The following is a 12,509-nucleotide window of genomic DNA, read 5'->3' as shown; positions in this document are numbered from 1 at the left end:
GACGTTTTAATTTAAGAATGAATTTAATCTGCGGGATCATCAACCAAGAACTGGCTATCTAGTTTCGCAGTAACTCTAATCAATAATCCGGCTAAAGCAACTAAGCTGCTTCCAATTAATGCTAATCCCATGACTGCTAAATTATTCTTACTATCACCAGTTTGTGGAAGTTGATTTGTCGTATCTTGAGCGACATTAGCTTTATCTTTAGCCACTTGATCATTGGCACCTTTAACAAAACCAGTACCTTTTTGCTTCTTTTCGAGTTTAACTTTTTCATGATTAATTGAAGTTTTATCCTTAGAAGTTTCATGTTCATTTTCTTTTGGATCTTTCACCTTCAAGTAATCAGTCTCTTCGCTACTTGTATCTTGATCAGGAGTTACAGGTGTAGGATTGGTGTCAGGTTTTGAGTTATCAGAAGCTGGAGTTGTAGGATTATCAGTAGCTGGATTTACTGGGTCAGTTGGATTATCTGGAGTAACTGAGGTTTCAGTTTTCTTATATTTAACGGTAACTACAGCATTTGCACTGTCTTATGTCACTGCTAATTCTGGAATTTCTGTTTGATCTGGAGTGTAACCAGTTATCTCAGGAACAGTAAGTTTTTCAAATTTGGTGTTCTCAGAAACGATCTTCCAATTACTGTAGGAAACTTCACGGGTTTCAGCATCAGTAATCTTTTCTCTAGCAAATGTTACTTCTTGTGTTACTGGGTCATGCAAGACATAATTTTCATTTCCAGCTTCTACGAAATCAACTGTGCGAGTAACTTTCTTTTCTTCTGTCTCAGACGCATTTACGTAAACTTTTCCTTGATTTAAAATCATTTCTCCTTGTTTGCCATTATCAATTACAATTAAGTTGATTAAAGAATTATCAGGTTGCTTTTCTTAGTTTCTACAGTAGTATTAGCAATATCTTGAGTGGTCGTGTTGCTTTCAGAAGCTTGATCACTTGTGACATTTTCAGAACTTTCAACCTTAGTAGGTTCTTCTACATTGGTGTTGTCTTTATTAGTATCTTTTTGGTTATTAATACTAGTTGATTTTTCGTCTACAGAACTAGATTCAGTAGTAGCAGGATCGCTATTTCCTGTTTCAGCATGTGCTTCAGGAGGATTAGTTAAAAATAAAACACTTCCCATCATGATAGAGGCTAAACCCACTGACAATTTTCTTAGGGTGTATTTAGGTCTTCGTTCAATCATTGTACTGCTCCTCTTGCAATTATTATATTAATACCTTAATTTTATACAAAGACTATAAGGATATAAAATAACAAGCATTACGCCTGTTATTTTTTAAAAATAGATATATATAATAAGATTAAAAGTACATATTTTAACACAAAAAGAACCCGAAAATATCCGAGTTCCAATTGCTATTATGTTAATATTTTTTAGAATGAGATGTTCATCTTACCCATGAAGAACAATGCTACGCAGATTACTACTAAGTATAGTGCACACCACTTCAAAGCTTGTTTCAAGATTTCACCTTCACTACCTTCTTGTCCGATAGCTGCAGATGCAACCGCAATACTTTGTGGTGAGATCATCTTACCGGCGGTTGCACCAACCATGTTGTTGGCCACTAACCAGTATTGATTTACACCTAAAGCGTGTGATGCTTGTAATTGCAAGTTACCAAACAATACGTTTGCTGAAGTGTCGGAACCAGTAATGAAAGTACCTAACGCACCGATAACTGGAGCTACTAAAGGATATGCTGGACCCATGATCTTTACTAAAGTATCAGCTAAGTTAGCAGTCATTCCTGAGTAACCCATTACCTTTGCTAATGCTACGATTGAGCAAACGGTAATCATAGTCTTCCATAAGCCAGCAATTGTAGTGCCTAAAATCTTGAATAATTCACCAAGCTGCATACCTTGGATTAAACCACCAATCAAAGTTGCTACGATGATCAGAGTACCTGGGGATGCAAGTAAGTTAACGTTGAATAAACCAGCATTCTTACCGGTATATACAGGAAACTTGAATGATGCTGCGTTTAAAGCATGGTTGATAGGTGGAACAAGTGAACTTGCTAAAAGAACAAAGACGAATACCAAAATGAATGGTGCACATGCTTTCAAAAGTTCACTGCTACTATGATGAGTAACTTCAATCTTTTCAGCATCAGGATCAGCTTTTCTCATCTTAGCCATTAAAACCGTTACCCCAATACTTAGGATTGAACCAACAATAGCTGGCAATTCAGGACCAACAAACTTAGCAATAAAGATTTGTGGCAATGCAAAAGCCAAACCTGACATCAAAGTAATGCCAAATACACCCTTCAAACTCTTGATGCCCTTGTCAACAACTGCTACCAATACAAATGGAATCAAAATAATCAATAGCATCAATTGGATCGTAACTACTACTGACAAAGTACTCAAGTTAAGACCCGTTACTTGACCTAATGTGATAACAGGCAAACCAATTGCACCAAAGGCAGTTGGCGTAGTATTAGCAATCAAACACACTACAGAAGCTCTAATTGGGTCAACCCCAAAAGCAATTAAGATACCAGCTGGGATTGCAACAGCAGTACCAAAACCTGCAATTGCTTCAAGGAATCCACCAAATCCCCATGCAATGATTAAGGTCAAGATACGTTTATCAGTTGTAATTGCTGAAAGCATATCTTGGATTTTGTTCATCGCACCAGATTTGGTTGTTACATTATAAGTAAACAAAGCTGCAATGATAACGTAAATAATTGGGAAAAGCCCCATCAAAGCACCTTCAGCTGCACCTGAAAATGTATCAACTGGTGACAGCTTAAAGCCCAAAATTGCTATTACCATTGTAAGAACTAAACCGATGAAAGTTGCCTTAGGTGCAGCCATCTTAATAACACCTAAAGATACAATTAACCAAACAATCGGAATTAAAGCCATGATAAAGGCTCCCCACACAATTCCACTCATTATATAAATGCCTCCTCGTAATTCTGGATTTGTTGATAAATCTATAATACATGAAAGCGATTACAAATGATAGTGAAAAGACTCAAAAAAATTAAACTAGTGCCTGTATGATAATAAGCTTAGCTTCACAAAGTCACGAATTTGGTTCAGACCAAAAATCTCGTAAGAGCCATAATAATATTCATGACCAGTTATCTTCAAAGTCTATATAATCGGGTGATACAGCGATTTTTGGTTAACAGAACATAAGCATTTTCAGTTTGCGCATTTTATCACTAAGTGACCTGATTTTTAGCAAAAAATTTTTGTAATTTTATTTAAAAAATAGACTAATTAGAGTCAAAATTGGTAATCCACCTTGCATTAAAAGAATTTTTGGTTGGCTAGTTACAGCGCCATAAACAGCCACTAGAATGATATATCCCATTAGCAATCCTGTTACAACAATATTGTGCAAATAGAATACTGCGATTAAGATTAAGACACCAAGTAAACCATTATAGATTCCTTGATTTTTGAAAAGTGTTACGACAGTTTCGTTTGCTTGATCGTCTTTGTTGATGTTAAAAACTTTTCTTGTTTTGTTTGATTTAGTAGCAATGGATTCTAAATAAAAAATATAGAAAAATTCTACTGCTACTAAAGAGGCAAGAACAATTGATACAATACTCATTGTTGTTTCCTTTCCTATTAAAAATAATCTTTTATTATTTTATAGTATAATTTATCTAAATCAAGAAAGGAGTCTTTTATGGTACACTCACCTGTAGCTTGTCTCAAAAAAGCAGAACTATTTCAGGACCTTCCTGACGATCTAGCTCAGAAATTGGCAACAGTGTCTATTCATCAACAACATTTTCCAAAAGGAAGCTTGATTAGACAGCCTTTTGATGGTCAAAGTGGCATGTTTGCAATTGATCAAGGCGCGGCAAAAGTCTATAGTATTGCAGAATCCGGCAAAGAATCAGTTTTAGATATTCTCAAAAAAGGAGATATTGAAGGACAGCAGTACCTATTTAAAGAAGAAGACAGTGAGAATTATATCCAAGCACTTGAGGATACCTGGATTTGTTCAATGAGCAGACATGATTTTCAAGAACTGTTGAAATCAAGCCCTGAACTGTCTTTGAATTTGCTCAACAATTTTGGAGAGAAATTAGTCGCAATTGAAAAGAATTCCATTCGTCGTAATTCACTTGATGCAAAAAGCCGAATTTTAGCATATTTTGAAGATCAAGCGAAAAAGAATGGATCACGAACGATTGAACTTTCGATCAAAAAGAAAGATTTGGCATCATATCTAGGTGTTACTCCTGAAACTCTTAGTCGCCAAATGAAAAAATTAGTAGCAGAAGGTATTATTCAAGTTTCAGGTAAAAAGGTACATTTATTGTAATACGATAATAAGGAGTTTTTTATGAAAAAATAGCTGTAATTGGTGTAGGACACATGGGCTCTGCTCTTCTTGAGGGATTAGCTAATACCCATGAATTCGAATTAATAGGCAAGAATCCAATAAATCCTAGAGTTAGCGATTTAAGTGATAAATTGAGTTTTACCCTAGTTCATAGTATTGCTGAATTAATTAAGTTATCACCTAATTTTGTAATACTTACCACACCAGCTTCAATTACCATGGATATTGTTTCTGAATTAACAGACTTGGATACAAACTCGATCATTATTTCGGCAGTCGCGGGACACAGTTATGAAGAATATCATCAGGCTCTACCTAATCATCAAATAGTACGCTGTATCCCAAATATTCCTGTTTCTGTAAATCAAGGCACAACAAGTTTGTTTATTCCTGAAAATATCAGTGACTCTAGCAGAGAAGAAATTTTAGATCTGCTTAACAAACTTGGGGAAACAATATTGGTAAAAGAAGAACAATTAAGTATTGTAGGAACGATTGGTGGTTGTAGTCCTGCTTTTGTTGATGTCTTTTTAGATGCTCTTGCCGATTCAGGTGTGCTAGAAGGACTTCAAAGAAAGCTCGCCAATAAACTTGCTGCTAGCATGGTTAATGGGGCTGCCACTCTTGCCTTAAAATCCGGCAAAGAACCTAGCCTTCTTAAAGATCAGGTTTGCTCCCCTGGTGGAACGACTATTAAGGGTGTAGTGAGTCTTGAAAAGAATGGTTTCCGCAATGCTGTGATTGAAGCTGTTAAAGCTGCTAATCACAATTAGTTTACATATTTTTTGATATGTGTTTTTATATTTAGTAACATTCTATTAATAATAATCAAGATAAGAAAAAGCGTTGATTCTAATCACATTTCTGTGGTTATAAATCAACGCTTCTTTTATTTAGAGCTAGTCTTTATCTGAATCTTCTCTACGCTTAAATTTCATTAAACCAATTAATGAAAGGCCAAGAGCTAGAAGTCCAGCAATTGTTGCTCCCTCACTGTTCTTCTCACCAGTTTGTGGTAATTTATTCTTCTCAGAAACAGCATGGGGTAGTTCGCCACTCTTAGCGGAAGTTGTGATAGGTACTGTTTTGACAACTAAACGCTTGTTGGCTTTGCTCTGTTTACCCTTTGCAACATGACTATTATGTGAAAGCTTTACGTGAAGAACTTGTTTCAGAGTTGTCTTAACAATTGTCGATGAACCATCTGGATAAGTAATATCAGCATTGCCTGTGTCATCTACCGAAATATTTGTTCCTTGTGGTAAATCAGGATTTGCATTGCGAATTGCTTGTTCGATTTCAGCTTTTTCGGATGATGTAAGCATACTCTTATCATGAACAGTAATTGTTCCTTGTACACTGATAGTTATCTTATCAGCATCCCTCAAGTTAGAATTATTGGCATTAGTACTTTGATTCGTTACTTGAGTTTGATTGCTTTCATCTGTATTATCGTTCGCTTCATTTTCTGCTTTAGCTTTATTAGCATCCCCATTCAAGGCAGCTTGAGCATCTTGCAAGTCTTTGGTTGCTTTTTCTACTTCACTTGGATCATTGCTATCCTTAGCTTGTTCAGCTTCTGATAATGCATCGTCTAAGGCTTTTTGTTTTTCTGGATCAGCTTCAGTGTAATTTGGAGTAGTTTTAGCTTGATTTGCATCAGAAATTGTTTGACTTAATTTACCAAGATCATCATTCAATGTCTTGGCATCATTTTTAGCCTTAGCTACATCTGAACTTGTCTTAGCATTTTTGATTGCAGTTTCCGCATTTTGCTTTTGATCACCTGACAAATTACCCATTTGATCAATATCTTGATTGGCGTGGTTTTGAGCAGTTTCCAGATTATTTTCACCGTTCAATGCAGCTTTAGCCGTTTCAATAGCTTGAGTAAGTCTTCTAACTGTTGAAAGATCGTCATTACCACCATTTGTCACATCAGTAACAGCTTGGCCATTCTTGATTGCATTATTTAAAGCAGATTTCTTATCAGCATCAGCTTCATCATAGGCAACCGTTCCATGAGTTCCTTTGCCATCACTAATGGCCTGCTTTAGACTAGCCACGCCTTGATCAAGAGTTGTTGCATCCCCTTCAGTTGTTGAAATTTCATTTGAATTTGTAGCCTTGTCAACTGCATCTTCAGCCACTTGCTTTTGGGCATGATTCAAATGCGTTAAGCTTTCGATCATAGCTTTAGCACCATTGCGATCAATTTTTACATAAATATAAGCATCGTGATCACTTCTAGAAAAAGTGCCTTTTAAGTTTGAACTAGTGCCAACTAATACATAACCTTTTGGTGCCTTGGCATTAGTAGCATAATCGTATACATCACCAATATTTCCAGTATAAGTTAGTGGATTCATTTCTTGACCACTAATAGGATTGGTTGCAGGTACACCATCACCAGGAGTATATTGACTATCGGCAGTGTCCTTAGTTACATCGATATTTGCTAGTAGTCTCAGACGTCGTAGCTTTTTTAACTACGGTACTGTTGATTTCTTGAGTCGTACCATTTTCTAAAGTTACGCTAGCAGCGCCATCATCATTTACAGTAATACTCTTAATTTCAACGCCACTATTGGCGGCTTTAATTGCACTTTCAACTTCTGATTTTTCACTATCAGTCAAATGACTAGGATCAACTACTTCAACACCAGCAGGAGCACTTAATTGTGTCTGGGTATCAGCTTTTTTATCAGTAGTAGAATCGGTTGCATCAGTTGACTTGGTTGCAGATTCAGTTGTTGCAGTTGAGGAATTTGTACTTTCAGTAGAACTATCAACCTTTTCAGCTGTAGTATTTTTACTTGTTTCAGTAGCAGTGTTATTTATTACATCTGCCGTTTTATCATTTGTATTGGAACTATTCTAAGCTTCTACGGTATCGGCGTGTACCAATTTGTCGTTTTTTGATAAATTTACGCCAAAGATCGTTAGGAAGCAACCCCAATATTTAGCTTACGTAAGCTGAAGCGTTGCTTTCTACTTACTTCTTCAAAACTATCTTTCTTCATCATATCCCCTTTTCTAAAGTATACAGTCAATTTGAAAATTACTGACTTTTACTTTTTAAATAATCAAAGTTTGTTTTTTTATGAAACATATTTCACGGCTTTTTCGTCATAAAAAGTATCACGTTAAAAGTCAGCAAGTACTATAGTACCATTTAAAAAATAAATCAATGAAAGTTATTGAAATTATTGAATTTTTAATTTTTATTCCTCAGATAATTGCTATACGATATAATTTTACTAACATAAAATAACAGTTAAGCCAATCGACCTAACTGCTATTAATTTTGTCTTCTTCAGTTATAAAGATTAAATTCCCCATCGACCGCCATGAACCTTCATTACCTTAGACGAAATAATAAAGGCATCTGGATCAATTTTATGCAACTGAGCAATTAACTGCGCATATTCTTGACGATCAACAACCAAGAGGAGTTCCTCTTTTTTCTCTTGAGTATAGCCACCTATGAAGTTATAGATCGTCAAACCTTGGTAGTTTGCAAGTAAAAACTCTTTAATTTCCCCCTGATGTTCATTTGATAATATTTCAACTTGATATTTTAGATCAAGTCCTGCTTCAGTTGCTTGCATCACTAAAGTGGTAATCACTTGCGAAAATGCGGCCATCAAAAATGCTTCCATGCCAGAAACGAAAACGTTCATCACAATTATCGACATATCGATGACCAATAAGGATATCGTAGGATTAATGAAAAAATATTTTTTTAAAATCATTGGTGGCACGGTGGTTCCACCCGCTGAGTAGTTAATCCGATATAAAAGCGAAACGCCTACCCCATAAAGGCAGCCTGCAATAATAACTGCCAAAAGAGGATTATCTGTCAACTTAAAGCTCGGAGTAATAGCCATTAAAACCGGTAACAGAAAACTACCAATGATAATTCGTTTTACCTGTACTTTTCCAAGAAAAATCCAGGCTAAAATAACCATTATCACATTGATCACAAAAACCGATATTGCCGTTGGGATTTTTAAAACTGCCTCTAACAGAATTGCAATACCCGTTCCTCCACCTACTGCTATATTAATCGGGGCATAGAAGAAATTTACAGAGATTGCAATTAATTCAGTCGCAATCACTAATAACAAGTAACGATAAATAGTATTTTCCTTATTCAAATTCTGTGCTCCTTTCAATTTTACATAAAACTATTATATCGTTATTCAATTAGTTATTTCTAATATTTTGCTCAAATAAAGAAGCTTGTTGTTCAGGGCAACAAACTTCTATAATCTATCTAGTATTAAAAATCAATTATCTAATTCCTAAAACATGTTCTTTAGCATGGATCAATTCGGTGATCATGTGACAGTATGGAGTAGGTACACCTAATTCATCACCCTTACGAGCAACTGCACCATTGATGTAGTCAATTTCCGTTTGACGGTGATTTTGAACTAAGTCTTGGTGCATTGAAGGATAGTGCTCAGCAGCAACTTCAGCAGTATGCATTATGTATTCAGTAATTGCTTCTTCATCAAGCTTAACGCCAGTAGCACGCCCTACTTCCACAAATTCGTGAATAATCGTGTGGACTACCTTAAGCGCGTCTTCGCTAGCAAAGAATTCACCGATCGTGCAGTCTTCCAAGGCACAAGTTGAGTTCATCGTACCATTTACACATGCCTTACGCCAAATTGATGGAACCACATCTTTGTCATAAGTTACGTTCAAACCAGCTTCATTTAGAACTTCAACGATCTTTTCAGCTTCTGCTTCACCTGCTGGATCAATTGATTGCAAGTTAACTGAGCCAGTTGCCTTAAGAATCGCTACACCAGGACCTTGCAAGCCTGCAGTCCAAACAGTAACACCCATAAGAATGTTCTTTTCAGGGATGTATTGCTTAATAACATCTTCATGGCCTAAACCATTTAGTAAGCATAAAACCTTAGTATTTTCACCAATTACTTGTTCAATGTCTTGAAGCATTGCTGGCAATTGCATTGCCTTAGTGAACAAGATGATTAAATCAGCTGGTTCTTTAGCTTCTTCAGGATGCATAATTGGAATTTTAACATTGTCTTCTTTATCACCAACAATAGTTAAACCCTTTTCCTTAATCGCCTTAATGTGGTCTTCCCACTTATCAAGCAAAACCACTTTATTGCCAGCTTTAAAAAGTTGGTAACCAAAACGACAACCCATAGCACCTGAACCTGCAATGTAAATAAACATAAACTTTTCTCCTTTTAGTCTTTAAATACAAAGATATCTCTTGAATACAAGTGAAGCATATCGCACATTACTTTATCAACGACAAATCCAACAGCAAATGGAATCACGATCCATGCGAGCAACATAATCCAAACATTGATAGATCCTGAATTAAGGGCTGCAAGTGGTGAAACCAAACCTACCAAACCAAAACCGGCAGAAGCAGGCGTACCAACCATGTGGAATAGTGGCACAGTTAATGAACTGATCGCTGCGGTAATTACTACTGGCAATCCTATAATTGGGTGAGTCAAAAAGTTTGGCATCATCATCTTCATTGCACCAAGGGCAATAGCAACAGGAACACCAGCTTTATTAACCTTTCTAGTAGCAAATACTAAGAATGCGGCTGCACAAGCAACACCCATACCAGCTGCTGCAGAAGCAGTACCAGTAAGTCCGATTGCTAACCCAATTGCAACCGTAGAAACTGGACTGATGATAATAATCGAGAATGACATTGCAATCAAAATACTCATCAATACTGGTTGCAAAGTAGTGAAGGAGTTAATACCTTTACCAAGGTAGAACGTAATCAGTGATACGTAAGGCAATAGTAAGGTACCAACCCAACCAACACCAAAACCAATGATAATCGGCATTAAAACTAAATTCAAGGATCCCAATTTGTTACCAATCCATTGAACCGCCAAAACAGCAAGTGCAGCAGTTATCATAGTATTGATAACATCACCAATACCAGCCAACTGGAAAATATTTGCTTCTTTTCCGGCAATCGTTGCTGGAACATATTTCCAGGCACCTGATCCAATGTAGGTCGCACCAGCAATTGAAGCTGATTGAACTGGATTCATCTTAAATTGCATTGCAATGATGAATCCCGCCATAATTGGCGTGAAGAATTGGAACACTTGTACAATGTGTAGCCAACTAGCAATTAACGAATTATTTACGAAGGGATTAAAGAAGGTCGCTAAGATCGCATTAGGAATCAAAGCTACAACGATCGCAATCGTCGCTCCATTTAATACCTTTAGAGTAAAGGAACCTACGGTTTCCTTTGTTTTTGTCTCTGGCATGATTGCCCCTCCCATATCTTTTTATGTGATATTCTTCTCAAAGTCTATTTTATTGCAAACTACGGTAAAAGTACAGTCGTTTTTTAAAGCCCTTACTTATACTACTATAATATGATGTTATATTTTTAATTAGTTATTTTAAATTTGTGAAATTTTTATTTTTGTCTAGAAAAAATATTACGGGGTAAAGCCTTTGAGACAGCCAATTATGTTGTAATCGCTTTCCCTAAAAAGTTACGGATTCTGCATTATCCTAATTTTGAAAAATTTAAAAAACTATCAGCTTTTCTTGCCGATAGTTTTTTAAGTTATTGATTTAATTGAGCAGCTTCTTCTGCTTCCTTTAGCATTTTCTTTTCTGATGAATCAAGTTTTTCGCCATCGTTTACTTTTTCAACAATATCGCGATCTATTTTTCCAGGATTCAATTCTACCAATTTACCATCTCGACGGTAAACCACCCATTCTGCTAAGTTAACAATATGATCGCCAATTCGTTCTAAATCTCGCACTACACTAAGGTAACTCAAGGCAGCTACAGCAATCGAAGTTTGCCGTTGCATTGCACCAAGAATCAACTTTTGTGTTTGGTAATACATCAAGTCAACTTCAAGATCCATCTTAGCCGTTTTCTTTGCTAATTCGATGTCATCACGAGCATAAGCATCAAGGAAGTTTTCCATCATATTTCTTACTACGACGGTGATTTCAGAAATTTTTTCTTCGACTTCTGGGATACGTTCATTGCCTTTTACCCGAATAGTCTCACGTGCAATTGAAGCTGCATAATCACCAACACGCTCTAAGTCGGAGCTAGCCTTTAATGCAGTGATGATGCGTCTAAAATCACCTGCCATTGGTTGCTGCAAAGCCATTAGTTCTAAAGCTTCATTTTCGAGGCTAATCTCTTCATCATTGATTCGACTATCGCCCTCAATTACTTTTTTAGCCAATTCCTTATCATGCTCAGCATATGACTTGCTAGCTCGATAAATTTGTTCACTCGTGTTGATCCCCATTTCGCCAAAGCGTAGGTTCAAGCGTTTCATTTCATCTGCAAATAGTGTTCGCATGTTTGATACCTCGTTTTAACCAAAAACTCCATTAATGTAATTTGCTGTCATTTCTTCCTTAGGATTAATAAAAATCTTTCGGGTGTCATCATACTCTACAATCTTTCCTGCCACAAATAATGCCGTTTTATCGCTAATGCGGGATGCTTGTTGCATATTGTGAGTTACCGTTACTATTGTATAATCCTTAGCTAATTCTACCATGGTTTCTTCGATTTGAGCTGAAGAAATCGGATCTAACGCACTAGTTGGTTCATCCATCAAAATGACATCTGGTTTTGTTGCTAAAACACGTGCAATACAGATTCGTTGCTGTTGGCCTCCAGAAAAACCTAAAGCATTATCATTTAAGCGGTCTTTTACAACATCCCAAATAGCAGCCTGCTTAAGAGCAGTCTCTACACGATCATCGATTAAGGCCTTGTCCTTAATTCCGGCTAGCCTCAAGCCAAAAGATACATTTTCATACACTGAAAAAGCGAAAGGATTAGGCTGCTGGAAAACCATACCTACGTTTTGACGCAAATTAACGACGTCCATCTTAGGCGAATAGATTTCTTTGCCCTCAAACTTAATTGTTCCAGTAATTTTGATATTCGGAATTTGATCGTTCATACGATTCAACGTCCGTAAAAAAGTTGACTTACCACAACCAGATGGCCCAATCAAAGCGGTAATCTGCTTTTCAGGAATATCCATTGAAATTCCGTGCAAAGCTTCTTTTTGACCGTAATACACTCTAACATCTTTTGCTTCGATAACTGTTGCCATAAGATCCTC

The 12,509-nt window shown here is 36.5% G+C and carries 16 protein-coding genes; 3 read left to right on the top strand and 13 right to left on the bottom strand.

Annotated features, from left to right (window positions below; genetic code table 11):
- Positions 1 to 23: 23 nt before the first annotated feature.
- Entirely contained in the window at positions 24 to 338 is a 315-nt protein-coding gene (locus BN52_RS04760) for an LPXTG cell wall anchor domain-containing protein (protein WP_157685048.1), read from the bottom strand.
- 61 nt (positions 339 to 399) lie between these two features.
- Between BN52_RS04760 and BN52_RS10115 the strand changes: the two genes are divergently transcribed.
- The gene (locus tag BN52_RS10115) at positions 400 to 570 is read left to right on the top strand and encodes a hypothetical protein (protein ID WP_156640984.1); all 171 of its coding nucleotides are present in this window, start codon (positions 400 to 402) and stop codon (positions 568 to 570) included.
- On the opposite strand, the gene BN52_RS04755 is transcribed toward BN52_RS10115, so the two are convergent.
- The 4 genes from BN52_RS04755 to BN52_RS04740 all read right to left on the bottom strand — a co-directional run bounded on the left by BN52_RS04755 (position 537) and on the right by BN52_RS04740 (position 3,613).
- Positions 537 to 830, bottom strand: a complete 294-nt coding sequence (locus tag BN52_RS04755) for a mucin-binding protein (RefSeq protein ID WP_008473156.1) — start codon at positions 828 to 830, stop codon at positions 537 to 539. The genes BN52_RS10115 and BN52_RS04755 overlap by 34 nt on opposite strands.
- A 38-nt stretch (positions 831 to 868) precedes the next feature.
- Positions 869 to 1,210 (bottom strand): YSIRK-type signal peptide-containing protein, encoded by a 342-nt coding sequence (locus BN52_RS04750; RefSeq protein ID WP_008473155.1) that lies wholly within the window; start codon positions 1,208 to 1,210, stop codon positions 869 to 871.
- Positions 1,211 to 1,401: 191 nt separating this feature from the next.
- On the bottom strand, positions 1,402 to 2,928 hold the full coding sequence (locus tag BN52_RS04745) for an L-lactate permease (protein WP_040473404.1): 1,527 nt from the start codon (positions 2,926 to 2,928) through the stop codon (positions 1,402 to 1,404).
- A 325-nt stretch (positions 2,929 to 3,253) separates the two neighbouring features.
- Positions 3,254 to 3,613: a DUF1304 domain-containing protein gene (locus BN52_RS04740; RefSeq protein WP_008473152.1), complete on the bottom strand. Its 360-nt coding sequence runs from the start codon at positions 3,611 to 3,613 to the stop codon at positions 3,254 to 3,256.
- A gap of 78 nt (positions 3,614 to 3,691) precedes the next feature.
- On the opposite strand from BN52_RS04740, the gene BN52_RS04735 reads away from it, so the two are divergent.
- Both BN52_RS04735 and proC read left to right on the top strand, forming a co-directional pair.
- Positions 3,692 to 4,336: a Crp/Fnr family transcriptional regulator gene (locus BN52_RS04735; protein ID WP_008473151.1), complete on the top strand. Its 645-nt coding sequence runs from the start codon at positions 3,692 to 3,694 to the stop codon at positions 4,334 to 4,336.
- 29 nt (positions 4,337 to 4,365) lie between these two features.
- A complete protein-coding gene (gene proC / locus BN52_RS04730; RefSeq protein WP_269082160.1) occupies positions 4,366 to 5,130 on the top strand; it encodes a pyrroline-5-carboxylate reductase in 765 nt (254 codons plus the stop codon).
- A gap of 126 nt (positions 5,131 to 5,256) precedes the next feature.
- Here proC and BN52_RS04725 read toward each other — a convergent pair whose 3' ends face one another.
- From BN52_RS04725 to pstB, 8 genes are all read right to left on the bottom strand, one after another.
- Positions 5,257 to 6,726, bottom strand: coding sequence for an LPXTG cell wall anchor domain-containing protein (locus BN52_RS04725; RefSeq protein ID WP_008473149.1), 1,470 nt, complete (start codon positions 6,724 to 6,726; stop codon positions 5,257 to 5,259).
- A 70-nt stretch (positions 6,727 to 6,796) separates the two neighbouring features.
- Positions 6,797 to 7,198, bottom strand: a complete 402-nt coding sequence (locus BN52_RS10535) for a hypothetical protein (protein ID WP_269082159.1) — start codon at positions 7,196 to 7,198, stop codon at positions 6,797 to 6,799.
- Positions 7,199 to 7,299: 101 nt separating this feature from the next.
- Complete coding sequence (locus BN52_RS10630; RefSeq protein WP_420843280.1) at positions 7,300 to 7,380, bottom strand: YSIRK-type signal peptide-containing protein; 81 nt, start codon at positions 7,378 to 7,380, stop codon at positions 7,300 to 7,302.
- Positions 7,381 to 7,686: 306 nt separating this feature from the next.
- Complete coding sequence (locus BN52_RS04715) at positions 7,687 to 8,517, bottom strand: YitT family protein (protein ID WP_008473145.1); 831 nt, start codon at positions 8,515 to 8,517, stop codon at positions 7,687 to 7,689.
- A gap of 136 nt (positions 8,518 to 8,653) precedes the next feature.
- On the bottom strand, positions 8,654 to 9,577 hold the full coding sequence (locus tag BN52_RS04710) for a 2-dehydropantoate 2-reductase (protein WP_008473143.1): 924 nt from the start codon (positions 9,575 to 9,577) through the stop codon (positions 8,654 to 8,656).
- Positions 9,578 to 9,591: 14 nt separating this feature from the next.
- Positions 9,592 to 10,656 carry a PTS sugar transporter subunit IIC gene (locus BN52_RS04705; RefSeq protein ID WP_008473142.1) on the bottom strand — a complete coding sequence of 355 codons (1,065 nt, stop codon included), beginning with the start codon at positions 10,654 to 10,656 and terminating at the stop codon, positions 9,592 to 9,594.
- A gap of 308 nt (positions 10,657 to 10,964) precedes the next feature.
- Positions 10,965 to 11,729: a phosphate signaling complex protein PhoU gene (gene phoU, locus BN52_RS04700; RefSeq protein WP_008473141.1), complete on the bottom strand. Its 765-nt coding sequence runs from the start codon at positions 11,727 to 11,729 to the stop codon at positions 10,965 to 10,967.
- 15 nt (positions 11,730 to 11,744) lie between these two features.
- Positions 11,745 to 12,500: a phosphate ABC transporter ATP-binding protein PstB gene (pstB, locus tag BN52_RS04695; protein ID WP_040473401.1), complete on the bottom strand. Its 756-nt coding sequence runs from the start codon at positions 12,498 to 12,500 to the stop codon at positions 11,745 to 11,747.
- Between the last annotated feature and the right edge of the window lie 9 nt (positions 12,501 to 12,509).

The sequence above is a fragment of the Lactobacillus gigeriorum DSM 23908 = CRBIP 24.85 genome (assembly GCF_000296855.1).
Classification (GTDB): Bacteria; Bacillota; Bacilli; order Lactobacillales; family Lactobacillaceae; genus Lactobacillus; species Lactobacillus gigeriorum.
The sequence above is the reverse complement of the archived record's forward strand: the minus strand, read 5'-3'. Positions and strand labels throughout refer to the sequence as shown.